Source organism: Sphingomonas sp. Leaf21 (assembly GCF_916858675.1).
Taxonomy (GTDB): domain Bacteria; phylum Pseudomonadota; class Alphaproteobacteria; order Sphingomonadales; family Sphingomonadaceae; genus Sphingomonas.
Genome location: NZ_CAKASM010000001.1, coordinates 254,344 through 277,609, shown reverse-complemented (window position 1 = coordinate 277,609; position 23,266 = coordinate 254,344). Strand labels below are relative to the sequence as shown.

The 23,266-nt window shown below is 66.0% G+C and carries 23 protein-coding genes; 11 read left to right on the top strand and 12 right to left on the bottom strand.

Going from position 1 to position 23,266, the window contains the following annotated elements; genetic code table 11:
* The 6 genes from LRP66_RS01320 to ligD all read left to right on the top strand — a co-directional run bounded on the left by LRP66_RS01320 (window position 1) and on the right by ligD (window position 6,667).
* Window positions 1–1,071 (top strand): glycosyltransferase, encoded by a 1,071-nt coding sequence (locus LRP66_RS01320; RefSeq protein ID WP_230480692.1) that lies wholly within the window; start codon window positions 1–3, stop codon window positions 1,069–1,071.
* A complete protein-coding gene (locus LRP66_RS01315; protein ID WP_230480691.1) occupies window positions 1,068–2,057 on the top strand; it encodes an acyl-CoA dehydrogenase in 990 nt (329 codons plus the stop codon). The genes LRP66_RS01320 and LRP66_RS01315 overlap by 4 nt, the downstream gene beginning before the upstream one ends.
* On the top strand, window positions 2,054–2,707 hold the full coding sequence (locus LRP66_RS01310) for a PIG-L deacetylase family protein (protein WP_230480690.1): 654 nt from the start codon (window positions 2,054–2,056) through the stop codon (window positions 2,705–2,707). The genes LRP66_RS01315 and LRP66_RS01310 overlap by 4 nt, the downstream gene beginning before the upstream one ends.
* Complete coding sequence (locus LRP66_RS01305; RefSeq protein WP_230480689.1) at window positions 2,704–3,273, top strand: class I SAM-dependent methyltransferase; 570 nt, start codon at window positions 2,704–2,706, stop codon at window positions 3,271–3,273. Before LRP66_RS01310 ends, LRP66_RS01305 begins: the two co-directional genes overlap by 4 nt.
* A gap of 87 nt (window positions 3,274–3,360) precedes the next feature.
* Window positions 3,361–4,248, top strand: coding sequence for a non-homologous end joining protein Ku (ku, locus tag LRP66_RS01300; protein ID WP_230480688.1), 888 nt, complete (start codon window positions 3,361–3,363; stop codon window positions 4,246–4,248).
* Window positions 4,241–6,667 (top strand): DNA ligase D, encoded by a 2,427-nt coding sequence (gene ligD / locus LRP66_RS01295; RefSeq protein WP_230480687.1) that lies wholly within the window; start codon window positions 4,241–4,243, stop codon window positions 6,665–6,667. Before ku ends, ligD begins: the two co-directional genes overlap by 8 nt.
* 4 nt (window positions 6,668–6,671) lie before the next feature.
* Here the strand turns inward: ligD and LRP66_RS01290 are convergent, their stop codons facing one another.
* Window positions 6,672–7,733, bottom strand: a complete 1,062-nt coding sequence (locus LRP66_RS01290; protein ID WP_230480686.1) for an SDR family oxidoreductase — start codon at window positions 7,731–7,733, stop codon at window positions 6,672–6,674.
* A 92-nt stretch (window positions 7,734–7,825) separates the two neighbouring features.
* Between LRP66_RS01290 and LRP66_RS01285 the strand changes: the two genes are divergently transcribed.
* The gene (locus tag LRP66_RS01285) at window positions 7,826–8,206 is read left to right on the top strand and encodes a winged helix-turn-helix transcriptional regulator (protein ID WP_230480685.1); all 381 of its coding nucleotides are present in this window, start codon (window positions 7,826–7,828) and stop codon (window positions 8,204–8,206) included.
* A 12-nt stretch (window positions 8,207–8,218) separates the two neighbouring features.
* Here LRP66_RS01285 and LRP66_RS01280 read toward each other — a convergent pair whose 3' ends face one another.
* Window positions 8,219–9,130 carry a Gfo/Idh/MocA family protein gene (locus tag LRP66_RS01280; RefSeq protein ID WP_230480684.1) on the bottom strand — a complete coding sequence of 304 codons (912 nt, stop codon included), beginning with the start codon at window positions 9,128–9,130 and terminating at the stop codon, window positions 8,219–8,221.
* A gap of 58 nt (window positions 9,131–9,188) precedes the next feature.
* On the opposite strand from LRP66_RS01280, the gene LRP66_RS01275 reads away from it, so the two are divergent.
* Both LRP66_RS01275 and LRP66_RS01270 read left to right on the top strand, forming a co-directional pair.
* Window positions 9,189–9,761, top strand: a complete 573-nt coding sequence (locus tag LRP66_RS01275; RefSeq protein ID WP_230480683.1) for a sigma-70 family RNA polymerase sigma factor — start codon at window positions 9,189–9,191, stop codon at window positions 9,759–9,761.
* Window positions 9,751–10,428 (top strand): anti-sigma factor, encoded by a 678-nt coding sequence (locus tag LRP66_RS01270; RefSeq protein WP_230480682.1) that lies wholly within the window; start codon window positions 9,751–9,753, stop codon window positions 10,426–10,428. The genes LRP66_RS01275 and LRP66_RS01270 overlap by 11 nt, the downstream gene beginning before the upstream one ends.
* A gap of 3 nt (window positions 10,429–10,431) precedes the next feature.
* Here LRP66_RS01270 and LRP66_RS01265 read toward each other — a convergent pair whose 3' ends face one another.
* The 8 genes from LRP66_RS01265 to LRP66_RS01230 all read right to left on the bottom strand — a co-directional run bounded on the left by LRP66_RS01265 (window position 10,432) and on the right by LRP66_RS01230 (window position 17,954).
* The gene (locus LRP66_RS01265) at window positions 10,432–11,241 is read right to left on the bottom strand and encodes a transporter (protein WP_230480681.1); all 810 of its coding nucleotides are present in this window, start codon (window positions 11,239–11,241) and stop codon (window positions 10,432–10,434) included.
* A 46-nt stretch (window positions 11,242–11,287) separates the two neighbouring features.
* A complete protein-coding gene (locus LRP66_RS01260; protein WP_230480680.1) occupies window positions 11,288–11,878 on the bottom strand; it encodes an NADPH-dependent FMN reductase in 591 nt (196 codons plus the stop codon).
* 59 nt (window positions 11,879–11,937) lie between these two features.
* Window positions 11,938–13,521 (bottom strand): Na+/H+ antiporter, encoded by a 1,584-nt coding sequence (locus tag LRP66_RS01255; RefSeq protein WP_230480679.1) that lies wholly within the window; start codon window positions 13,519–13,521, stop codon window positions 11,938–11,940.
* 68 nt (window positions 13,522–13,589) lie between these two features.
* The gene (locus tag LRP66_RS01250; protein ID WP_230480678.1) at window positions 13,590–14,723 is read right to left on the bottom strand and encodes a metallophosphoesterase family protein; all 1,134 of its coding nucleotides are present in this window, start codon (window positions 14,721–14,723) and stop codon (window positions 13,590–13,592) included.
* Window positions 14,720–16,006 carry an MFS transporter gene (locus LRP66_RS01245; RefSeq protein WP_230480677.1) on the bottom strand — a complete coding sequence of 429 codons (1,287 nt, stop codon included), beginning with the start codon at window positions 16,004–16,006 and terminating at the stop codon, window positions 14,720–14,722. Before LRP66_RS01245 ends, LRP66_RS01250 begins: the two co-directional genes overlap by 4 nt.
* 153 nt (window positions 16,007–16,159) lie before the next feature.
* Window positions 16,160–17,050: an alpha/beta hydrolase gene (locus tag LRP66_RS01240; RefSeq protein WP_230480676.1), complete on the bottom strand. Its 891-nt coding sequence runs from the start codon at window positions 17,048–17,050 to the stop codon at window positions 16,160–16,162.
* Entirely contained in the window at window positions 17,047–17,607 is a 561-nt protein-coding gene (locus LRP66_RS01235; RefSeq protein WP_230480675.1) for a 3'-5' exonuclease, read from the bottom strand. The genes LRP66_RS01240 and LRP66_RS01235 overlap by 4 nt, the downstream gene beginning before the upstream one ends.
* On the bottom strand, window positions 17,604–17,954 hold the full coding sequence (locus LRP66_RS01230) for a hypothetical protein (protein ID WP_230480674.1): 351 nt from the start codon (window positions 17,952–17,954) through the stop codon (window positions 17,604–17,606). Before LRP66_RS01230 ends, LRP66_RS01235 begins: the two co-directional genes overlap by 4 nt.
* Before the next feature lie 141 nt (window positions 17,955–18,095).
* Here LRP66_RS01230 and LRP66_RS01225 point away from each other — a divergent pair, with 141 nt between their 5' ends.
* Window positions 18,096–18,590, top strand: coding sequence for a DUF427 domain-containing protein (locus LRP66_RS01225; RefSeq protein ID WP_230480673.1), 495 nt, complete (start codon window positions 18,096–18,098; stop codon window positions 18,588–18,590).
* A 78-nt stretch (window positions 18,591–18,668) separates the two neighbouring features.
* Window positions 18,669–19,697, top strand: coding sequence for a hypothetical protein (locus tag LRP66_RS01220; protein WP_230480672.1), 1,029 nt, complete (start codon window positions 18,669–18,671; stop codon window positions 19,695–19,697).
* 14 nt (window positions 19,698–19,711) lie between these two features.
* Here LRP66_RS01220 and LRP66_RS01215 read toward each other — a convergent pair whose 3' ends face one another.
* Entirely contained in the window at window positions 19,712–21,802 is a 2,091-nt protein-coding gene (locus LRP66_RS01215; protein ID WP_230480670.1) for a TonB-dependent siderophore receptor, read from the bottom strand.
* A 133-nt stretch (window positions 21,803–21,935) separates the two neighbouring features.
* Window positions 21,936–23,102, bottom strand: a complete 1,167-nt coding sequence (locus tag LRP66_RS01210) for a nucleotide sugar dehydrogenase (protein WP_230480669.1) — start codon at window positions 23,100–23,102, stop codon at window positions 21,936–21,938.
* Between the last annotated feature and the right edge of the window lie 164 nt (window positions 23,103–23,266).

Here is a 23,266-nt window from a genome sequence, read left to right as displayed (position 1 = left end):
ATGTTGGGCCGTGCGGGTCGTCGAAAGGCGAGGAGTTCGAAACTGTCCGACGCTTTGCCCGCCCTTATCTGCATCCCCGCCCGCAATGAGGAAGCGGTACTGCCAGATTTGCTGACCGGGTTGGCAGGGTTGGCCGGTGATTGGGGGAGGGTGACCGTCTGCGTCCTGCTGGACAATTGCGCGGATCGCAGTGCCGCCCTCCTCGAACAGCGTGCTCCGCATCTGCCCTACCGGCTTATCGTCGGCACGCGCGACCAGGGCGGGCCGCCAAATGCCGGCGTCGCTCGCCATGCCGCCATGACGACGGCGCTCGACCTGCTTGGCGGCAACGAAGCACTGCTGTTCACGACCGATGCGGATACCATCCCCGCGCCCGACTGGATCGTTGCGGGGCGCAGAGCGGCGGCCGTGGCGGATGCGGTTGCCGGTCGGATTCTGCGACAGGGCGCGCGCGGCGATGCGCTGCAGTCCCGGATCGAACATTATTATGACCGGCTTCACCGCTATCGCCGGGCGCTCGATCCCGTCGCGTGGGAGGCCCGCGACACCCATCATTTCAGCGGCGGCGCGAATATGGCGATCCGGGCGTCGACCTATCGCGAAATGGGCGGCTTCAAGCCTTTGGCTTCGGGTGAGGATGCGACGTTGCTCGACGATGCCGCACGCGACGGCTTTCGGGTTCGGCGCGACGCGGCGATGCGGGTCACGACATCGTCGCGTCGCGACGGCCGCGCCACCGGGGGACTCGCCGACGATCTGCGCGCGCTGGAGGCGGGCGTGCCACCCCGCACGGCTGATCCGCGCGCCGCCGCGTGGCAATGGTCCGCACAGGCGGCTGCCCGGCGTAGTTTCGCCGTGATAGACGGGGTCGACGAACGGTTCGCGCTCGGCGAGCGCCTCGGCCTGACCGCAGACCATATCCTGGGCGTGGCGCGCGACTGCCCCAATGCGGAGGCCTTCGCCATGCGGATCGTACCCGGCTCTCCGTCCTATGATGCCAGCATGACGCTGGCCGAGGCAGAGGAGATGCTGGCCATGATGGAACTCCGGACCTGCGGGATCGCAGCATGATCGCCGTCGCTGACAGGCTCCGCGCCACCATCGCGGCGGCACGGTGGGTCGAGACACCCCCTGAAGATCCGTACGACTTCGACGGCTATATCGCCCTGCTGACGACGCTCTATGGCATCGGGCGAGAGGATCTTCCGGTTGCCCGGTTGGCCGAGGGCCATGTCGATGCGGTCCAGATCGTCCGGCGGCATGGCTCGGTCGAACAGGTGGATCGTCTGCACAGGCTTTTGAAGGACGGTGCGATGCTGGGCGTCTGGAACGCCGGGCTTCCGGGGGAACCGCTGGTGTTGAGCGCGAACCGGCTGAGCGGCGGAAAGAGCTATGCCTCTGGAGCGGGCGTTCTGACCCATGCGCTGGTCACCGTCGATACGCAGGACGGCGCGCAATTGCTGCTGCTCGATCTTGCGCGGACCATCCCGTCGATCGAACGAGACTGGTGGCGGGTAACCGGGATGCAGCGCTCCGAAACGCACCGTGTCCGCTGGGGTGGATCGCCCATCCTGGAGGGGGATCGGATCGGACCACCCGATTGCTATGCGCAGGAGCCGCATTTCAGCGGTGGGGCTTTGCGGTTCGTTGCCGTCCATGCCGGGGGCGTTGCGGGCATCTTCGACCGGGCCCGCGACCATCTGATCGACGCGGGCCGGGCCGACGATCCCTTCCAGGCAGCACGCCTGGCCGAGCTGTTCCAGTCGGCCGATGCAGCCGCCGCGATCGTGCGGCGCACGGCGAAGCGCTGGTTCGAGGAGGAGGGCGAGGCGCGGCTGGCGCGAGTCGCATCCGCTCGCCTGGCGGTCGCCGCCATCGCGGAACGCGCCATCGCGGTGGCCAGGAAATCTGTCGGTCTGGCTGGCGAATTTCTGACGCATCCGCTCTCGGCAGCCATCGCCGATCTGACCGTCTATCTGCGACAGCCAGCCCCCGACGCGCAACGCTTGCGGGTCGGCCGTGCGGTCGCCCAGGGTGGGCTGACCCCGAAGCTATGACACTGACGCTCAAAGGCGTTCGCTTCGCGGTGATCGTCGCGCCGCATCCCGACGACGAAATCATCGGTGCGGCGGCGTTGATCGCGGCACTGCGTCGGCAGGGAAGCACCGTCCGGGTCATCATCGTGAGCGACGGTGCGGCATCCCACCCGACAAGCCTCTCATGGCCGCGTGCCAGACTGGTCGCCGCTCGCCGACGCGAAAGCTTGCACGGACTTGCCAGGCTCGGCGTCCGAAGCGACGACGTCACGTTCCTTGGCCTGCCCGATGGAGAATTGTCCGCAGGGTTGGAACGATGCCGATACACGATCGGCAGGGCGATCGCCCGCAATCGCCGGATCGACCTGCTCGTCGGCCCGACGCTCAGCGATGCCCATCCCGATCACCGTGCGGTGGCGGACGCCCTCGACATGGTTCGATCATGCCCGAGATACCTGACCTACCGGGTCTGGCCGCCGCAGGGTCGGGTCACGGCCCCGATGCGCTCGATCGTGATGCCGTCCGGCGCGGCTGCGAAGCGGTCGCTGATCCGCAGCCACCGGACCCAACTCGGCGCGATCACCGACGATCCCAAAGGGTTCACGATCGCGCCGCATGAGCTCCGGGCTTTCGCGCATCCCGTCGAGCGTTTCGTGGAGCGACGGCGATGAGGTCGGCCGATCTGAGCGCGTTCGACGGCAAGTTCAGCGCCGACGACGATCCCTGGGGAACCTTCACCCGCCGCGACGAAGCGGTGAAGCGCGCCGCCATCCTCAAGGCGCTCGGGCCGGGACCGCTGGGCCGCGTGCTCGAGCTGGCCAGCGGCAACGGTTCGAACAGTCGCGCGATCGCGCCCCGCGCGCTTCGGCTGGACGCGGTCGAAGGCGCACCGCAGGGGGTTCGTCTCACCGCGCGGGCGATCGCTCGCTGGCCGCGCGCTCGCGCGCTGCAACTGCTGTTGCCAGCGACTTTTCCCCGGCGCGCCTATGATGCGATCGTCATCGCGGAATTGCTCTATTATCTGACACCTCGCCAGATGCGGGCGCTTGGCTCGGCGGTCGGTGCCGCGCTGAGGCCCGGGGGGCGGCTGGTCCTCGCGCATCATCAGGTCGACTATTACGACTTCGAGCAGCACGCGCAGGGTATCCATGATCGCTTCCTCGAGGGCACGCATCGACGCTGGACCCTCCGCACGGTGAGGCGCAGGCCGCGCTGGATCGTGGTTTCGGCCTTCTGAATGCTGAATGTCGTCGTCGTTCATGGATCGAACGACATGAACCCGTGATCGGGTCGCACGTTCATAATCCAACGAGGAGAACGCTTCATGGCCGCGCGCGCCTATTGGCAGGGACAGATCAAGCTCGCCTTGGTCAGCATTCCCGTCGAGATCTACTCCGCCACCCGTTCCGGCGCGACCGTCTCGTTCAAACAGATCCACGAGCCAAGCGGAAAGCCGGTCCACTATGAAAAGGTCGTGACCGGCATCGGTCCCGTCGACAAGGACGAGATCATGAAGGGCTATGAGATCAAGAAGGGCGAATATGTCCTGCTCGATCAGGACGAAATCGATGCGGTGAAGCTCGTGTCCAAGCGAACCCTGGAGCTGACCCAGTTCGTCGACGCCGATTCCGTCGACATCCTCTATTACGAAAAGCCCTATTTCGTCGTTCCCGCCGACGATCTCGCCAATGAAGCCTTCATCGTATTGCGCGAGGCGTTGAAGCGAACGAAGAAGGTCGGACTCGGTCAGCTCGCCCTTCGTGGTCGCGAATATGTGGTCAGCCTCAAGCCATCAGGACGGGGCATGGTTCTGGAAACGTTGCGATACGCGAGCGAGATGGAAAAGGCGCAAGGCTATTTCCGGGAAATTCCGGATGACGAGCCCGATGAGGAACTGCTCGAACTGGCCGAGGCGTTGATCGACCGGAAGAGCGGGCCTTTCCACCCGCAGGAATTCCATGATCGATATGTCGATGCGCTCAAGGCGCTGATCGAACGCAAGCGCAAGTCGCGGGGAAAGAAGCTCATCGAGGACGACGGAACGGACGAAACCGCCAGCTCGTCCAACGTTGTCGACCTGATGGCTGCGCTACGGCAGTCCATGGGTGGAAAGTCCGGGAGCGCCAAGAAGGATAAGCCGCCGGCGAAGACCGCGTCGACGGGCAAACGGACGACGGCGAAGCCCAAGGGGGGAGCCCGGAAGCGTGCCTGAACGCCGCAAGTCCGGGGCAGCGAAGGCGGCCGTCGACGCGCTGACCGTCTACAACGCCAAGCGCGACTTTTCGCGAACGCCCGAACCCGCGGGCGCGCTGGCGCCGGGTCATGCCAACGGCTTCGTCGTGCAGAAGCATGATGCGACAAGGCTCCACTGGGATTTCCGGCTGGAAGTCGATGGCGTGCTCAAGAGCTGGGCGGTGACACGCGGGCCAAGCCTCGATCCCAACGAAAAGCGGCTCGCGGTCCGCACCGAGGATCACCCGCTTACCTATGCCGGGTTCGAGGGCGTCATCCCCGAAGGCGAATATGGTGGCGGCACGGTGATGCTGTGGGACCGGGGGACATGGGCGCCGGTGGCGGGCAAGACGGCCGCCGATCTCGAAAAGGGGCATCTCCACTTCATCCTCGACGGAGAGCGGATGCGGGGCGAGTGGATGCTCATCCGCCTGAAGCGGCGCGGCAAGGAAAAGCGTGAAAACTGGCTGCTTCGCAAGGTCGATGACGACTATGCGGGCGGCACCGACATGCTCGTCGAAGAGGGACTGACCAGCGTCGATACCGGGCGGACCATGGCCGAGATCGCCGAGGGGAAGCGCGCACTCCGCAAGGCGGCGCCGAAACGGCGTCGGGCGAAGGCCATGCCGGGCTTTCGCGAACCGCAGCTCTGCACATTGCGCGATACGGTCCCGACAGGCGGGGCCTGGCTGCACGAGATAAAGTTCGATGGCTATCGCGTCATGGTTGCCGTGGGAGGGGGAAAGTCGAAGATCTACACACGTTCCGGGCTCGACTGGACCGACAAGTTTCCCGCCATCGCCGCTGCTGCTGCCGCTTTGCCAGGAAGCGCGCTGATCGACGGGGAGGTGATCGCCTTTCGCGAAGGCCGTCCCGATTTCTCGACGCTGAAGACCGCGATCGCCGGGGGCGGCGAGATGGTCTTGATGGCATTCGATCTGATCGAGCAGGACGGCGCCGACATTGCGAGCGCGACGACCCTCGATCGCAAGACCCGTCTGCGCGCGCTGCTCGCAGACGTGCCTGATCCCATTCGCTTCTCTGAGCATGTCGTGGGGCAGGGCGAGGCGCTGCTGGAACAGATGTGCCGCGACGGCCTGGAAGGTGTCGTCTCCAAGCGGGCCGATGCGCCTTACCGATCGGGCCGTGCGCGCGCATGGATCAAGGTGAAATGTGTTCAGCGCGCGCAGTTTCGGATCGTCGGATGGCTGCCCTCCGACAAGCGTCGCGGCCTTCGCTCGCTGCTGCTGGCGCGCGACGGAGACGACGGACTCGTCTACGCCGGGAAGGTGGGAACCGGGTTCGACGGCGCGACGATGGACCTGATCCGGACCAGGCTCGACGGCCTCTCCCGCAAGACGGCGCCGGTCGATGCGCCCAAGGCGATGGTGCGCGGCGCGCAGTGGGTCACGCCAAGCCTTTCCGCGGAGATCGCCTATGCCGAGACGACGCCAGACGGGTTGCTCCGCCACGCCAGTTTCATCGGGCTTGGCGACGGCAAGTCACAGCCAAAACCGCAACCCGACACGGCGTCGTCGACCAGCGTCGCGATAACCCATCCCGATCGCGTCGTCTTTCCCGACAGCGACATCACCAAAGGCGAGCTTGCGGGCTATTACGCAGCCGTCGCACCCATCATGCTGCCGCATGTCGGGCAGCGGCCGGTCAGCCTGGTGCGCTGCCCGCAGGGCCGGGCACGGCGATGCTTTTTCCAGAAGCATGACGCAGGCAGCTTCGGCGATCATGTCCGTCACGTGTCCATCCGCGACAAGGATGGCGGCAGCGACGATTATCTGTACGTCGACGACGCCGACGGGCTGCTCGCTTGCGTCCAGATGGGCGCGATCGAATTTCACGGCTGGGGTTCCGGCGTCACGACGCTTGAAAAGCCCGATCGCCTGGTATTCGACCTCGATCCGGACGAGGGGCTGAGCTTCGCCGACACGAAAAAGGCGGCCGCCCATCTCAAGGAGCAACTGGCCGAGGTCGGCCTGACCAGTTTTCCGATGCTATCGGGGGGCAAGGGGGTGCATGTCGTCGTGCCGCTTCGACCGGAAGCCGACTGGCCGCAGGTCAAGAGCTTCGCCGAACGCTTCGCCCGCGCGCTGGCGACGATGGAGCCGGATCGCTTCGTCGCGACCATGGCCAAGTCGCAGCGGGCCGGTCGCATCTTCATCGACTGGCTCCGCAACCAGCGAGGGGCGACCGCGGTCATGCCCTATTCGGCACGGGCGCGGGCCGGGGGACCGGTCGCGGCACCGGTCTCATGGAGCGAGTTGCGCGACATCGAGTCGGCGGCGGCGTGGACGGTCGGCGACGCCCGGGCGTTGATCGATCGCGCCGCCAGCCGTGCGCTCGCGGGCTGGGGAGCGGCCGACCAGACGCTCCCCGGATTGTGATCCTTCAGGGGATCAGGCGTTCCTGGCGGAGGCGTTCGAACAGCGCGAAAAAGGCATCGTCGGTCGGTCTGTAGCCGTTGAAGCCGAGGCGACGACTCTTGCTCATATCGGTCACCACCTCGATCGGGCGGCCGAGATCCGCATCGGTATGCCATGGCGACGCGAGCCGACCGAGATCGGGTTCGATCAGGCCTTCACGCGCCGCGATACGGTGCCACAGCGGCGCATCTTCGGCCATCTGCCGCTCCAACGGGCGGACGACGCCGTCGAACGGCGCGGCCTCTAAGCCGAACCAGTCCGCGATGCGACTCCACATCCACTGCCAGCGAAAGACATCGCCGTTGACGACATTGAAGGCTTCGTCATGGGCGGCTGGTGTCTCCGCCGCCCAGAGCAGGTGATCCGCGAGCTGCCCGGCATCGGTCATGTCGGTCAACCCGGCCCATTGCGCCGCCGAACCCGGGAAGACGAACGGACGTCCGGTTTCCCGGCACAGCGTGGCATAGACCGCCAGCGTCGTACCCATATTCATGGCGTTGCCGACCGCCAGGCCGATCACGGTATGCGGGCGGTGGACGCTCCAGGTGAAACCGTCCCGTTCCGCCGCCGCGAACAGCGCGTCTTCCTGCGCATAGTAGAAATTCTCGACATCGAGCCGTCCCTGCTCCTCGCGGAACGGCGTCTGCGGCAGGCTGCCCTTCCCATAGGCCTCGAACGGCCCGAGATAATGTTTGAGGCCGGTGACGAGGGCGACATGGCGGGGCCCCGTCGGTCGTGGCAGGCCGTCGAGCAGGTTGCGAACCATAGCGCCGTTGACGCGGATATTCTCCGCCTCGCTATCCTGGCGGAGCCAGGTGGTGATGAAGACGGCATCCGGATCGAGATCGCGCAGGGTATCCGCCGTCGCACGCGGGTCCTGCAGATCGGCGGTGACCGGCCGGACGCCGCTTTGCCGCGACGGGCGCCGGGCGAGGCCGTAAACGGCCCAGCGTCGCGCTATGAGAAGGTCGGCCGTCGCGCTGCCCACGATCCCGCTCGCGCCGACCACCAATGCCGTTTTCGTCATGACAAACTCCTTTGCTGGCCGGGAGTTAGGGAAGGGTGGACAGCGCTTCCAGAAGGCACCATCTGGTAACCCGGCCAAAATGGAGTAACCCGATGCAGCCCGGAACGCCCGATGGCGAATGGCGCGAGGACTGCGCACCGCGTCGTGTTCTCGAGCTTTTCTCCACCAAATGGACGAGCATGGTGTTGCACACGCTTCACGCCCGTCACGCCGGGGCGGCGCGGACCGGGGTGCTCCTGCGCAGTCTTCCGGGCATTTCGAAGAAGATGCTGACCCAGACGCTGCGCGACATGGAGGCGGGCGGGATGATCAGCCGCCATGTGCAAAGCGCCGTTCCGCCGATGGTCGAATATCGGCTGACGAACCTGGGCCACCGCTTCGTCGAGCCGGTCGAACTCCTCTATGGTTGGGGACGTGACAATGCCGACGCGCTCGACCAACTCGTGCCGCGGGCGACCTCGCGGCGCAGTTGACGATCGGCGACGTCAGCGGGCCGCGTCTGCCCCTTTCTCGGCGTAGAGGGTAACGCGCTCGCATAGCGCATGGGTCGCCAGGATCTGGTCGGCGCTGGTAGGCCGTTCTTCGCGCACGGCGCACAGGAAATCGTCGCACATCGCCTCGAATCCGCGCTGCCGACCGACCGAGGTCCAATCGCCCCGACGATCGTGGCACGCGTTCCCGTTCGACGTGATCCGATCCGACATGTTGAGGACCGATCGGCGCACGCCCTTGCCGATCACGTCCAGCCGTTCTTCATTGAGGCCGCTATCGCGGTTCATCGTCCCGATGGCCGTAAATCCGTCGCCCGACAGCATCAGCGCGACGGAGAGCAAGAGCCCATCGGCGACCTGCGCATCGATGACCGTGCGCTCGACCGGTCCGGGCGCCAGGAAGAGCAGCGTGTCGATGACGTGGATGAAATCGTCATAGATCACCCGTCGTGGCGTGTCGGCCTGGCGGTGACGATGCTTCTCCATCACGACCTGCGTCGCCCCGGTTCCAGCGAGCGTGGCATAGCTCGGCGCAAAGCGACGGTTGAACCCCATGGTCAGCAATGTTCCGCGTCGCTCGGCCAGCGCGACGATGGCCTCGACCTCCGCCAAGGTGTCGGCCAGCGGCTTGTCGACGAATGTCGGAATGCCCTGTTCGAGCGATCGGCGAACGATGGCCGGATGCGCCTCGGTCGCGGCATGGACGAAGACGGCGTCGAAACGCCCGCTGGCGAACGCCGTGTCGAGGTCCGTATACAGGCCAGCCGCATGAAAGGTCCGACCGACCTCATGCAGGACATCGCGATTGCGGGTGGCCAGATGCAGCGAGATGTCCGGGCGTGTGGCCAGGACGGGCAGATAGGCCTTGCGCGCTATATCACCCAGACCGACGACCAGAACCCGCATTACCTTCTCCCGATGGCGAGTGATTGCGCCATGCCGCAGCTAAGTCTAGTAATTTACCGTGCAGTCCAGTCCATCCGATCCCGTCGAGGCGCGTGTCAGATTGTTCGACGCGCTCGATCGCATCGGTGCGGGCGACCGGGATGCGCTTAGCGATCTGTACCGTATGACATCGGCCAAGCTGTTCGGCATCTGCCTTCGTATCTGTGGCGAACGCAGCGCGGCGGAGGACGTGTTGCATGACGTCTACGCCACCGTCTGGACGCGTGCCGGAGGTTTCGAGCCGGGGACCGCCAGCCCGATGGCGTGGTTGGCAACGATCGCCCGCAACCGCGCGATCGACTGGGTACGCGCGCGTCGCAAGCGGCCGACCCGCCCCATCGAGGACGCTGCGGCGATCGCCGACGGCGCGCCGGATCCGTCTGTCGCACTGGAGAGGAGCGAAGCCGCGCAGCGGCTGCATGAATGTCTGGAGGGGTTGGACGATCGCCAGCGAGACGCCATTCGCACCGCCTTCTTCGACGGCATGACCTATGCCGAGCTGGCCGATGCGCGGGGCGTGCCGCTCGGGACGATGAAAAGCTGGGTCCGGCGGGGCCTCAGCCAGTTGCGGGGGTGCGTTGGTGACGACTGAACCCGATCCCGACATGATGGCCGCCGAACTGGTTCTGGGCTTGCTCGAACCCGGGGAACGGGCCGTCGCCATGCGCCGCGTGCTGTCCGACCGGGATTTCGCGCGCGAAGTCGAATGGTGGCGCCTTCATCTGGCCCAGTGGCTGGAGGAATATCCCGCGATCCCCGCACCAGAGGGGATTGCGGAACGGATCGTTGCGAGCCAGGCGGCGCGCTCGCGAGGTCGGGTCCGGTGGATCGCCCCGGCGCTCGTCGCCGTGGCGGCCGCGATCCTTTTGATCGTCGTCCAGCGACCGGCGCAAACGCCAGCGCCACAGCCACTCGCTACCGCGCCGACACTGGTGATCGCGGCCCTGGCCCCGAGCGACAAATCCATCTCGCCCATCGCCGCGACCGTCAATACCGGTACGGGCGAGATCCGCGTCGCGTCGTCCCGTCTTGCACCGGCGGGCAAGGCGGCGGAGCTTTGGGTGATCCACGACGGCACCCCGCATGCGATTGGCCTGTTGACGGACGGCAAGGCCACGCGCCTGACCGCTTCCCCCGTGCAGCGCGCCTATCTGCGGCCGGACTCGGTTCTGGCAATTTCAATCGAGCCGCCCGGCGGCTCGCCGATCGCGACCCCGACCGGCCCGGTCGTCGCGACGGGCCCGCTGGCCGCCACCTGACGATCAGAACAGGATCGCACCGCCCGTCACGAGACGCAGCGCCGGAGAGGCGTGATTGAGCCCCGCGACGGCGAGGACGTCGAACTGCATGATCTTCGTCGGTCGCCAGGCGGCAGACAGCGCGGCGAGCGCCATCGTCTCATGATGCTCCGGGTCATCGTCCCGTTCGAGCGAGAGTTCGGCGGTCGTCGTGACCTTCTCGGTCAGCTTGTACCGAAGCCCGGTGATCTCGCTATAGGCCAGATGGCGGCCCATGCCCGACTGGTTCGCGGCGGCATCGGCTTCCCCCGTGACCGCGACAGCGACCTTTTCGGTCAGGTCGTATTGCAGGGGAACGATGACGCCCGTCGCCCAGGTCCCGGCGCCGATCGGGGTTCGCCCTGTCGGCGCGGTGAAATAGGCCTGGACGCCGGCGGAAAAGGCCTTGCCCTTTTCACCGGTCAGATGCTGTCGGATGGCGAAGGTCAGGTCGCCGGTTCCAGACACGGTATCGATCTGTCCGCTCGCCTTGTCGCGCGTGCGATCATAGCCGAAGCCGACCCATTCGAGCTGTAACTCGGTATTCTTGCCGACGCCGACGCGGGTCAGGATATCGGCGGTGACGATCCGATCCTCGCGCTGGTCGGGTTGGTCGTCGCGCTCCCAGTCAAGGGTGGAGGCTTCGACATGAACCCTGCCCGGCTCCGTGGTGCAACTCGACCCGCCGAGATTCGGGCGGGTGGGACAGAAACGTGGCCCGTCATCGTCGGCAAAGGCGGGCGCGGCCGTGACGAACGCGGCGGCTGCCAGCAATCGGGCTATCGAACGTTTCACTGACAATCCCCCTGTCACCGCAATGGAATATGGCGTCTTTCATCGATCAATAGGGCGGCGCGCGGCGGGCGCGTTGCTCGCGAGCGGCTTCCGTCCACCATGCCAGATCATCGGCAAAACGGGGAAAGGCGCGGGTGAGGGCGGTGCCGCCTTCCCCGACCGGCTGCGCCTGCGCGTCGAGCGCATGTCCGATCCCGCCGACGGTCAGCGTGCTGGAGACGACGACCATGCCCATTTCCGTCAGGGTGCCGTGCCAGGCTACGCTGGCATGCGCGCCAGCCAGTTGCCCGGCGGAATAGCTCGCAATCGCGGCCGGGCGCCAGAACCATTCCTCGAGGAAGTGGTCGGTAAGGTTCTTGAGACCCGGCTGCGGCCCCCAATTATATTCGCCGGTGACGAAGACGAACGCGTCGGCTTCGCGGATCTTTTGCGCCAGGCGCTCCAGCTTTTCTGGCGCTTGCCCGGTCGGATATTCCTTATACATGCGATCGAGCATCGGAAGGTCGACGGCCTTCGCATCGATCAATTCGGCCTCCGCGCCACGCTCGCCGAACGCACGGACCAGATAGTCCGCCAATCGGATACCCTGCCGATCGGAGCGGTAGGAGCCGTAGAATATCAAAACGCGGTCTGCCATCGCTCGCCCCAATTCCCTGTTATCCCGAGGTAACGTCCCTACCGCACCGTCGATCCGGATCAGCCCTTGGCGGCGATCGCGCCGAGTTCTTCCAGATCGAGATCATGCTCCAGATCGTGAAGCGTTTCGTCGTCGATCCGGCCAGCCCGGTGCAGGCGGACCAGTTCTTCCCGCCCGGCCTCGACGGCCGCGAGTATGGTGTTGAAATGGCTCTCGATCGCGACCGTGCGTTCCTCGGGCGTGCCTTCGAAATTCTCGCCCGCCGTGGCGCGGGCCTGATAGCGGCGAAGCAGTTGCGGATGGATCAATTCGCCTGCCGCATCGTAAGCCTCGCGCTGTACGGCCACCAGTTGCGCCTGAAACATCGCATGCTCGGCCGCATGGAGATCGAGCGGCGGTAGCGAGCGGGCATCCTCGACCGGGCTCGCCATGCGGATCATCCAGCCGAGCGAGGTGCCCTGGACCAGCACGGTCGCCAATATGACGGTGAATGCGGTCACCAGCATCAGGTCGCGCGCGGGCATCGTCTCAGGTAGCGACAGCGCCACCGCCAGTGTGACGACGCCGCGCATCCCGGCCCAGCCCATGACCAGCGAGGCACGCGGGCCGAGCGGGCGGGCATTCTCCCAACCCAGACGACGTGCGACGCCGACCAGTGCGTCGACGCCGAAAATCCAGACGAAGCGCGCGATGACGACCGCCACGACGATCAGCGCTACCGGCCCGGCCATGGTGGCGAAGACCGTCTCCACACCGCCGACCCGCTCCAGCAAGCCGCGAAGCGACAGTCCGATCAGGGTGAAGACGGCGGCTTCGAGCAGGAAGACCATGACCTGCCAGAAGGCCAGCGCACGGATGCGGACGCTCGCGTTGAACACCACGTGCTGATACCAGCCGCAAGTCAGCCCGGCGGTCACGACAGCGATCACACCCGACACGTGCAGCCATTCGCCCGCGATATAGGCGCTCCAGCAGACGAGCAGCGTCAGCGCGATCATCAACGTCTCGTCGCCCAGCCGACGGAGCAGCAGCACCCACAGCCCGCCGATCGCCGCGCCGACCGCGACCCCGCCGATGACGAGCAGGAAGAAGCTCCCCGTCGCCGCGCCCAGGCTGAACGTGCCGGTCAGCACCGCCGCGACGGCAAAGCGGAACAGGACCAGCCCCGCCGCGTCGTTCAGCAGGCTTTCGCCCTCCAGCAGCGTCGAAAGCCGACGCGGCAGCTTCACCCGTTGCAGTACGGCGCGAGCCGACACCGCGTCGGGCGGGGACAGGATCGCACCAAGCGCCACGCACGCCGCCCAGGGTAATCCCGGCACGATCAGCTTCGTGACCACCGCGACGACCGCCGTGGTGAAGAAGACTGCGCCGATGGCCAGCGACAAAATGCCCAGCATATGGCGCCGGAACGGTGCGATCGCCGTGAACCATGCGCCGTCCATCAACAATGGCGGCAGGAACAGGACCAATACCAGTTCGGGGTCGATCGCGATGCCGGGCAGGCCCGGCACGAACGCCAGCGCGCCGCCACCGACGATCAACGCGGCAGCGGGCGGGAGCGACAGACGCTGCGCCAGATAATGGAGCCCGACCACCACGATGAACATCGCGATGATCAACTCGAACCCCGCCGCTGCATGCATGTCGCCGTTCCCCCGCTCTGGCTTTACGGGTGAAGAGCGTAAAAATGCCGCCGAATCAATACGCCCGTTTACCAGCCGCAGCCATTGGCGTTCGGGCCGAGCCGCGCGCCGTTGATGCCGCGCGAGGTCCACGCGCCGATGGCGTGGACAGCATCGCCTGGCGCGGTGCGTCGTGCCGACTTGGGCCGATCCTTCCCAAGACCCCTGACCAGCATCTCGATCGTATCGACGGCGTCGCCGCTCCGCACCGACAGGGTGTGGAGGCCGGGCTTCTCGACCGCCACATCCGCCTGCCAGGTCGCCGGGACATCGGGCACGGGCTGCATCGCGATCTGCCGGTCCTCGATATGGAGTACGGGTGAGGGGGCTTCGTTACCCAGCACGCGCGCGATCACGTTGACCGATCCCGGCGCGGGTATGTGGCGGACATCACCCTTGCGCGTGGCCAGCCGAACATCGGCGGGAGACAGGATCTGGACATGCGGCGCGGCCCGATCCGCTTCGGCGAGCGTCCGGAAGGTCCAGCTCGGCACGGTGTCATGAACGCTGACCAGGCTATAGCCGGGCGCGCCGCCATCCTCCTCGATCTGGGCGGTCGAGCGGGTGGCGCCGTACACGACCTCTCCGTCGTTCAGCAGCTCGTTGTAATGCGTGTGTCCGGTGTCGACGAACGCCACCCGGGCATCCGCGAAGGCCGTCGCGAGGGCGGTGCCGCCCTCGGTCAGGTCGCTCGGGAAGGCATGCATGAACACCAGCGACGTCATCCCGGCGTCGTCCGCCTCGGCCAGCGCATCGCGTAATCGGCGATGTTGCCCGGCGGGGATCCGGAAATCCGGGCCACCGCTTCCGGCACTGACGATGTCCAGGAAGAGACAGCGATGATCGGCGATGATGCGGTCGAACGGCCGCATATCCTCGGGTATTCCGGCGCGATAGGCCTGCAGCGTACCGTCTTCGAAATCATGGTCGCCGGGGATGACAAAGACCGGGAGCGACAGGGGTGCCAGTGTCGCCATGATGCGGCGATACTGCTCGGGCGTCGCGTGGTTCGCATTGTCGCCGGGCAAAAAGACGAAGTCTATGCCGTCGCCGAGTTTCCGGAGATCGGCGACGATGCGTTCCAGCCGCTCGATGCCCTGCCATCCATCCGCCTCATCCGCGTGGAGGTCTCCGATATGGGCCCAGGTGATCGTCGCGGTCATGCGTCTTGCTCCGAAGTCGTGTTCTGTGTCGAGCAGGCGGGGCGAAGCGTCCCGGCGAAGCCGATCCACAGCGCGAGGCTGACCAGCGCGAAGCTGCCCAGTACGTAGAAGGCGATCTGGTAACCCAGCACCTGGGCGAGCCATCCGCCGATCGCCGGACTGAGCGAGGCGCCGACGCCCTGGATCGTCATGACCGCGCCCTGGCCGATATTGACCCGGCCCGAACCGTTGAGCAGACATGCGACGAGGCCCGGCACCGCCACGCTCTGGAGCCCGGCTCCGATCCCGTCGAGCGCCTGAACCGGCCACACGCCCCAATGTTCGATGAACGTCCCCGCCAGCGCTCCCCTGATGGGAAGCGCGGCGAAGGAGATCAGCAGGACGAGCCAATAGCCCTTGCCCGCCGCCATGCGCATGGCGAGCAGCGAGGTGAGGATCATGACCCCCTGTGCCACGACGACGACCGTCGCGGTGAACACGGCGGCATTCCCCTTGCCCGCGCCGACCACGGCAAGGCTGTAGAGGGGGAGCATCGCGCCATTGCCGAGATGGAAGCAGGCGAGCGCAGCAGCCAGGATCAGCATCGGCTTGTTGCGCAGCAGCGTCCGAAATCCTTCGGCCTGACCGCCCTTTGCATCGTCCCCGGCTTCCGCGTCCTTTTCCAGGCCGCGAGCCGCCTCATGGTCGATCGCACGCTCCGGGATCATCAGCACGCTGATGATCGCCAGCACGCCGAATGCCGCCGCCAGATAGAAGATGGCGGGCATGCCGAACCGCCAGCCAAGCCATCCCGACAAGCCCGCGCCGATCATGTTACCGGCATGGTTCCAGGCCTGGTTACGGCCATTCTGCGCGTTGAAGCCCTTTTGTCGGACGACGCCCAGCGTCATGCCCGAAACCGCCGGGCCGATCGCAGCGCCCGCGATCGCGGTGGCGACCTGGCTGACCGTCACGACCAGGCCAGATTGCGACAGAAGGATCAGGAACGATGCCATCACCGTGCAAATGCCGGTGACGATCACCACCATCCGCTTTTTCTCGGTCCGGTCGATGAACGCGCCCGCCGGGACGGTCATCAGCATTCCCGCCACGCCGCCCGCCGTCATGACCGATCCGATCGGCCCCGACGTCCAGCCCCGCTGTTGCAGGAAGACGCCGAGGAATGGACCGATCCCCGCCTGCATGTCGGCCATGAAGAAATTCAGCGCCTGCAGCGCCGTTTTCGCCTTTTTGGTATCGTCACCCGAGCCGGTGGCGGCTCTGGGAATGGACGCCGTCGCCATGGCATTGCTCCCACATATCGGGCGCAACAACATCCCTTTCGGCCGTTTCGTACCAATCCGCAAAATATAAAGTTTATGTCATGATATCGATGGCAGCCATGCGACACCGGCGCTCGTCATATCAGGGCGAATTCTTTGCCTGGCAACATGGATTTAGCGAATTGCTTGCGCGTCGCCGACCGATGGCTTCCCAGCCCGGCGGATAAAGCTCGACACGTCGTCCAGCACTGGCGCGCGACCACGAAATGGCCTGGCGAGCGAGAGCAGTATGCCGACATGGCCAAGTTTGGGGTAAGCCCGGACGTCGACGCTTACCCCGCCCGCGCGCAACCTGGCGGCGAGCGCCTCGCTGTTGCGGGGTTGGACGACATCGTCTTTCCGCCCATAGAGCAGCAGCGCGGGCGGATCTCCCGCACCGGCCCATGTCACCGGCTGTGTTTCGGCGGGCCGTGGAAAACGTCCGAAGGCGGCACGGCTCGCATCCACGTCGAACGGAGCGAAGTCATAGGGGCCCGCGAGCCCGATCAAACCCTTCACCGCGCTACGCTCTGCGCCAAGCCACCGCTGGTCCACGGCCAGCATCGCGGCGATATAGGCGCCCGCAGAATGTCCCATCAGGAATATGGATCGCCCGTCTCCGCCATAGCGTGAGGCATTTCGCGCCGTCCAGCGCACGGCCGATGCGCCGTCCTCCACGAAAGCGGGATATTCGACCGCCGGGACCAGGCGATAGTCGGGGACGACGGTGACGAAGCCTCGCGCGGCCAGCGCGCGACCGACAAAGGCGTATCCCGCCTTCGTCCCGCTGTTCCAGCTACCACCGTAGAAGAACACGACAACCGGCCGTGCTGTCGCCGCCGCGGTGCGCGGCGCATAGACGTCGAGCCGCTGGCGGGATTGAGCGCCGTAGGCAATGTCGCTGGCGACCCGAACCCCGCCCCGATCCTTGGGAACCAGCGTATCGAAGCTGGTCAGTGGCGAACATGCCCCCGCCAGCAGGCTTGCTGTCAGCGCGAGGTATCGGCGCAACCCGTGCGCGATCATCGGGCCGCCCCATGGGCAGCAACGATCGCAAGCGCCCGATCCTTCGCCTTTTGCCACACGGCCAGCTCGCCGGTCGCATCGGCGAGTGCCCGGTGGGCGGGGTTGGCGGCCTTGGTCGCCGTCGCCCAGGCGACCAACTGCTCGATGGCATCACCGAGTTGCTTGGGCGGGTAGATACTCTCAAGCACAGGCGTAACGGCGTCGCGCAGGGCGACCTCCGTATCCTGCAAGCGAAGCGCATGACGCGGCAGACCGGCGGCACGCAGCAGCACGCTGAGCCATTTTCCGTCCCATGACGGCGCGCTGGCGTACAGCGCATGACCGGCCAGGCTTTCCACCATCGCCTGCGCGACGTCGACATGCGAAACACCATCGCTTGCCAGCAGGTCGCGCGAAATGCCGTGGATATTCTCCGCCTCGTCACTCCAGTCGGTCCAGTCCTGTGTAGGCTTGATGAGGTGGCTTTGCGACCGCCCGTCCTCGAAGATCCAGGCGACTTCGATGGGATAGCTTTTGTCGCCCAGCGAAGACGCCTCGAAATCGATGAAAGCGATCATGCCTCGGTCTCCAGATCGGCATACCATTGGGCATAGCCCGTGTTGCGGGCCATATGCCGGTTCAGGTCCGGGCTGCCATCGTCCCACCAGACCGGACCGCGCTCGCCAAGCGCCACCTTCGCCGCCTGTACGCGTGAGCGCGCGAGACCGAGCGCACTCTCGTCCCCTGCTCGCTGCGCCTGTCCGACGGATCGACGCGCGTCCATCAGCGCGTCGACCAGGGACCGGCGTTCGGCCTCGCCAAGCGCGGGATTGCTCCGTCGCCACAATCGCCCGCGAACGACGATGTAGCGACCATCCGGCGTTGTCGGTGGACGCTCTCGCGCGCTCCGTCGGCGCTTATCCATTGGGACGGCAGTGGCCATGACGGCAGACTCGATCGAGGGCAGAGCTATCGAGACGCATGTCCTGCTATGTCGTTCCGCTCGGCTACTTTGCGCGACCGTGGGCGTTGATGCCGTTCCCCGGGGTTACAGGAAAGAAGCCGCATGAGAGCAGTGCCCGAGCCCGCTGGCCCCGGCCAGGAGAGCGTATGGGACTATCCGCGTCCCGCCATCGCGCTTCCCGCCGATCGACATGTCCGGATCGAGCATCGGGGCGTCGTGGTCGCCGACACGCACAGGCCGGTGCGCACGCTGGAGACCAGCCATCCGCCGAGCTGGTATATCCCGCCCGACGACATCGCAGCTGAGTTGCTGCAACGCTCGGACAGGCGCTCCTTCTGCGAATGGAAAGGGGAAGCGATCTATTGGCATCTCCATGTCGGTGGAGAAGTCCTTCGCGACGTTGCGTGGAGCTATCCGCGGCCGACGCCCGACTTCGAAGTATTGCGCGACCATTTGGCGTTTTACGCCGGGCCATTCGACCGCTGCACGGTCGATGGCGAGATCGCGCGACCGCAGCCCGGAGGATTCTATGGCGGATGGATCACGTCCCAACTGGCGGGACCATTCAAGGGCGTGCCGGGCAGCATAGGCTGGTAGAACAACGGCTTCCAGTCGTGTATTGACTAGACAATACACATCGGCGATCTTTCCGCCCATCAAATGGGGAGAAGCGCGATGTATAGCGAGAGCGATATCGATGGCGCTGTGGCGGCAGGGGCGATCTCGCCCGACGCAGCCGCTGCGCTCAGGCGCCATGTCGCGACGGTGCACGCCGCACCGGCGGTCGACGAGGAGCATTTCCGTCTGTTGACCGGGTTCAACGACATCTTCGTGTCGATCGCGCTTGCCCTGTTGCTGGCCGCGCTGGGCCAGATCGGATTTAGCATCAGCCATGGCCTGGGGGGCGCGTTCATCGCCGCCGCCTCGTGGATGCTGGCCCTGTACTTCACCGATCGCCGCCGCATGGCGCTGCCGAGCATCCTTCTCCTTCTGGGCTTTGTCGGCGGAGTCGCGGGTGCGCTGGCCGGGACGGTCGAGGCGATCTGGCCGAACATAGGCGGGACCGCCGGCGCGCTGGCGGCATCCGGGGTCGGCCTCGCCTCGGCGGTAGCGGCATGGCTACACTGGCGCCGGTTCATGGTTCCGATCACGGTCGCGGCGGGAGCCGCGGCGCTCGTGGTCGTCGCGATCGGGCTGCTCGTGGCGGCCTTTCCCGATATCAAGCATGGGGTTTGGCCCATTCTGCTACTGTGCGGCGTCGCCGTGTTCGCGCTCGCAATGCGCTGGGACATGTCCGACCCACGCCGCGAGACGCGTCGCGCCGACGTGGCGTTCTGGCTGCATCTTGCCGCCGCCCCGATGATCGCGCATCCCATCTTCCAGTTGCTGGGCGTGTTCAACAGCGAGATCGGGGCAGGGGTCGCGGTGATCGTGCTCGGTCTCTACCTGCTGTTCGCGGCTATCGCGCTGGCGGTGGATCGTCGGGCGTTGCTGGTGTCCAGCCTGGTGTACGTGCTTTACGCACTCTACTCGCTGTTCCGGAGCGCGGGCGCGGTCGAGCTTGGCGCGGCGTTCACCGCGTTCGTGATCGGATCGGCACTCCTGACCCTCTCGGCCTTCTGGCAGCCAATGCGCGCCATGGTGGTCGGTTGGCTGTCCCAGCCGATGCGGCTGCGTCTGCCCCCCGTCCACCAGCCGACCTGACACGGTCCGGGAGCCTAGATATCCACCCGGAGCGACGCGCGCACGGTACGCGGCGCGCCGGGGAAGACCCAGAGCCGACTGTACGAACTGGCGGCATAGCGCGCGTCGAACAGATTGTCGGCTTCGAGGCGCAGGCGAAGATGGTCGGCGACCGGCGCCTCGATCGCCGCCTTCGCCTTGACATAGGCGGGCAATACCAAAGGCCGGGCATCGAGCGAACCGGCCCGATCGCCGACATAGGCCAGGCCACCGCTCAGCTGCCATTCGCGGTCCCCGACCGGCAGTCGATGAACGACAAGCGCGGTTCCCGAATGCCTGGGCACCCCGAGCACCGCCGGGGTCGCGAAGCTCCTGTCGTCGTTGCGGGCGTCTACCCAGCTATAGTTGGCAATCACCTGCCACCGGCGACCGAGGCGGAGCGACGCATCGGCCTCGATCCCGCGGCTGTTCAGCCGCCCGACCGGCGCGTTGAAGGCTGGATCGACCGGATCGGTCGTCAGGATGTTGGTCTTGGCGATGTCGAACCAGGTCAGTCCGACGTCGAGCCCAGCCCATCGACCGGCAAGGCCGACCTCCAGGCCGCGCGCCTCCTCCGGCTGGAAGCCCTCGCCCGTGCGACCCGTGCCCGAGTTCAACAGGAAGGACTCGCCCCAATTGGCATGGACGGAGATATGCTCGTCCATCGCGTAGCGGCCGCCCGCACGGAATTTGACTGGCTGTTTTACGATCCGCCCGACGCTGCCCGTCCGGTTGTTGACGATGGTCTGGCGATAGGGATCCACGCGCGCCCCACCGACGAGGGTCAGTCGCTCCGTGACCGCCCACATATCCTGGACATAGACCGTGCCCGCCCATCGACGCTCGTCGTTATTGGTGAATGGCAGCAGCGGCGCGGCGGCTCCGCCATAGCTGAAAGCCGGATCGTAGAGATCCACGGCATAGGGAAACTCGGCCGAGGGATTGCGGCGCATCCATCGCTCGCCATAGGTCATCCGATAGCCCTTGATGCCCAGACTGACGCGGTGCCGACCCAATTCCCCGGCCAGTTCCAGCCGGGCGGAAAGATCGTCGACGGTGAAATCGCGCGACCGCCGCTGCCGCCAGACCTGCGTGCCGACGATCCGCGACTGGTCGGCGGAAAATCCCCGTAGCGACCCGATCCGCAGGACGATCCCCCCGTTCAAGGTCCAGCCGCCACCGATCTGCACCAGCCCCGTCATTTGATGGCGTTCGTTGCGAAAACGGGTGAGCCCGTTGGCCGGTTCGCCATAATAGTTGGAGCGGGGCAGGGCGTTCGCATCGTCGCCTACCGCCGGAATGCCGCGATCGAACGGCGTATCGAACTGCATGAATTCCGCCAGATAGGTCAGGCGCACCGCGTCGCTCGGCCGCCAGGTGATCGACGGCGACACGACGCGGCGGCGGAGCGTCACCGTGTCGCGCCAGCCGTCGCTATCCTCCGCCGCCACGACGATCCGCGCGGCCAATGTGTCGGACAAGGGGCCGGTCGCGTCGACTTCGGCGCGACGGGTATCGAACGATCCATAGGTTATGGTCGCATGGGCGGCGGGTGCGAAGTCGGGGACCTTGGACACGATGTTCACCCGCCCGCCGGGATCGATATCGCCGAATATGGCACCGGCCGGTCCCTTGAGCACCTCGATCCGCTCAACGGTGGCGGGATCGCGCGGGGGCGCCATGCCGCGATTGGCGACGAAGCCGTCGACATAGAATTCCGCGCCGCCGTCCGGCGTACCGAGAAAGCCCCGGATCGCGAAATTGTCGAGCACGCCGCCCCGATTATTCTGCTGGCTGAAGCCGCTGACGAGCTCCAGCGCGTCGCTCAGGCGATAGGTCCCGGCGGCCTGGAGCACATCCCGCTCGAGCGAACGGCTGGATTGCGACATCCGTTCCGTCGCCGGATCGGACGACAAGGTACGATCGGTCCTGCCTCGCGTGCCCAGCACGACGATGTCACCCTTGCGCTCCATGTCGTCCCCGGCCTCGACGTCCTGGGACTGGGCAGCCACCGGCGTACCGCTCCACAAGATCGCGGCGGCGATCGCTGTGGTCGATATCAAGCGGCGGGGAAGGGCGGCGGCCATGGATGCTCCGAATATTTGGTATGTTGCAACGTCTCATAGATCGAGCGCCGCGCATTGCAACCGGGCTTCCCGTTCACCCGCAATCACGGCCAGCGGCGCTGGCCGTGATCGCGGGCGTCGTCGTCCAGAGAGATTAGTCGGAGCCGAAAATGTCGCGGGTGAAGACCTTTTCGGCGCAGTCCGCGAGTTCGGGCGCGTTGCGATTGGCGATGATGACATCGCATTCCGCCTTGAAGGCGACGAGGTCGCGCACGACGCGCGAACCGAAGAAGTGATCGTCCTCGAGCGTCGGTTCGTAGACGACGACCTCGATACCCTTCGCCTTCACGCGCTTCATGATGCCCTGGATCGACGACTGGCGGAAATTGTCCGATCCCGCCTTCATCGTCAGCCGATAGACCCCCATCCGACGCGGCGCGCGTGCGATGATCTGGTCGGCCAGGAAGTCCTTGCGCGTGCGGTTCGCGTCGACGATCGCCCGGATCAGATTCTGTGGCACGTCGGAATAGTTGGCCAGAAGCTGCTTGGTATCCTTGGGCAGGCAATAGCCACCATAGCCGAAGCTGGGATTGTTATAGTGCGTGCCCACACGCGGATCGAGACCGACGCCCTCGATGATCTGGCGCGTATCCATGCCGCCCGCGATGGCGTAGCTGTCCAGTTCGTTGAAGAAGGCGACCCGCATCGCGAGATAGGTATTGGCGAACAGCTTGATCGCCTCCGCCTCGCGCGCATCGGTGAAGAGCACGGGCGCGTCCTTTTTCTCGGCCCCCTGGAGCAGGAGATCCGCGAAGATACGGGCGCGCTCGGACCGCTCGCCGACGATGATCCGCGACGGATTGAGATTGTCGTAGAGCGCGCGCCCCTCGCGCAGGAATTCGGGGCTGAAGATCACCTGCTGCGTGTCGAGACGGGCACGAACATCGTCGACGAAGCCGACCGGGATGGTCGACTTGACGACGATGGTCGCGTCGGGTGCGTGCCGCTTGGCAAGCCGGATCACGTCCTCGACCGAGCTGGTGATGAACTTGTCGGTCTTGACGTCGTAATTGGTCGGCGTCGCGATGATCACGAATTCCGCACCCGACAACGCGTCCGCCGCCTCGGTCGTGGCGGACAGGTCGAGCGTGCGATGAGCGAGGAAGTCCTCGAGTTCGGCGTCGATGATGGGCGACCGGCGAGCATTCACCTGGGCGACGCGATCGGCCGAGATGTCGACCGCGACGACCTGATTATGCTGGGCCAGCAGCACGGCGTTCGACATGCCGACATAGCCGAGCCCGAAAACAGCGATCTTCATTCGTCAAACCCCGTGCCGTGGAAGGCGCCCATCCGGGCCGCTATGACGGAGCGACTAGCCCTGCGAGCCCTCGCACGACAACCCCATTGATGGCACGGGCGATTGCCTGAGCCGTTTCGGGACAGCGGGGAAGGCCGCCTTGCGTTACAATGCGGAACGCCAGG

Coding starts and splice junctions, on each gene's coding strand:
- LRP66_RS01215 (WP_230480670.1), bottom strand. CDS start 21,802: ATGGCCGCCGCCCTTCCCCGCCGCTTGATATCGACCACAGCGATCGCC.
- LRP66_RS01315 (WP_230480691.1), top strand. CDS start 1,068: ATGATCGCCGTCGCTGACAGGCTCCGCGCCACCATCGCGGCGGCACGG.
- LRP66_RS01305 (WP_230480689.1), top strand. CDS start 2,704: ATGAGGTCGGCCGATCTGAGCGCGTTCGACGGCAAGTTCAGCGCCGAC.
- LRP66_RS01280 (WP_230480684.1), bottom strand. CDS start 9,130: ATGCGGGTTCTGGTCGTCGGTCTGGGTGATATAGCGCGCAAGGCCTAT.
- LRP66_RS01235 (WP_230480675.1), bottom strand. CDS start 17,607: ATGATCGCTTTCATCGATTTCGAGGCGTCTTCGCTGGGCGACAAAAGC.
- LRP66_RS01220 (WP_230480672.1), top strand. CDS start 18,669: ATGTATAGCGAGAGCGATATCGATGGCGCTGTGGCGGCAGGGGCGATC.
- LRP66_RS01230 (WP_230480674.1), bottom strand. CDS start 17,954: ATGGATAAGCGCCGACGGAGCGCGCGAGAGCGTCCACCGACAACGCCG.
- LRP66_RS01260 (WP_230480680.1), bottom strand. CDS start 11,878: ATGGCAGACCGCGTTTTGATATTCTACGGCTCCTACCGCTCCGATCGG.
- LRP66_RS01255 (WP_230480679.1), bottom strand. CDS start 13,521: ATGCATGCAGCGGCGGGGTTCGAGTTGATCATCGCGATGTTCATCGTG.
- LRP66_RS01290 (WP_230480686.1), bottom strand. CDS start 7,733: ATGACGAAAACGGCATTGGTGGTCGGCGCGAGCGGGATCGTGGGCAGC.
- LRP66_RS01320 (WP_230480692.1), top strand. CDS start 1: ATGTTGGGCCGTGCGGGTCGTCGAAAGGCGAGGAGTTCGAAACTGTCC.
- LRP66_RS01245 (WP_230480677.1), bottom strand. CDS start 16,006: ATGGCGACGGCGTCCATTCCCAGAGCCGCCACCGGCTCGGGTGACGAT.
- ku (WP_230480688.1), top strand. CDS start 3,361: ATGGCCGCGCGCGCCTATTGGCAGGGACAGATCAAGCTCGCCTTGGTC.
- LRP66_RS01250 (WP_230480678.1), bottom strand. CDS start 14,723: ATGACCGCGACGATCACCTGGGCCCATATCGGAGACCTCCACGCGGAT.
- LRP66_RS01240 (WP_230480676.1), bottom strand. CDS start 17,050: ATGATCGCGCACGGGTTGCGCCGATACCTCGCGCTGACAGCAAGCCTG.
- LRP66_RS01310 (WP_230480690.1), top strand. CDS start 2,054: ATGACACTGACGCTCAAAGGCGTTCGCTTCGCGGTGATCGTCGCGCCG.
- LRP66_RS01225 (WP_230480673.1), top strand. CDS start 18,096: ATGAGAGCAGTGCCCGAGCCCGCTGGCCCCGGCCAGGAGAGCGTATGG.
- LRP66_RS01210 (WP_230480669.1), bottom strand. CDS start 23,102: ATGAAGATCGCTGTTTTCGGGCTCGGCTATGTCGGCATGTCGAACGCC.
- LRP66_RS01285 (WP_230480685.1), top strand. CDS start 7,826: ATGCAGCCCGGAACGCCCGATGGCGAATGGCGCGAGGACTGCGCACCG.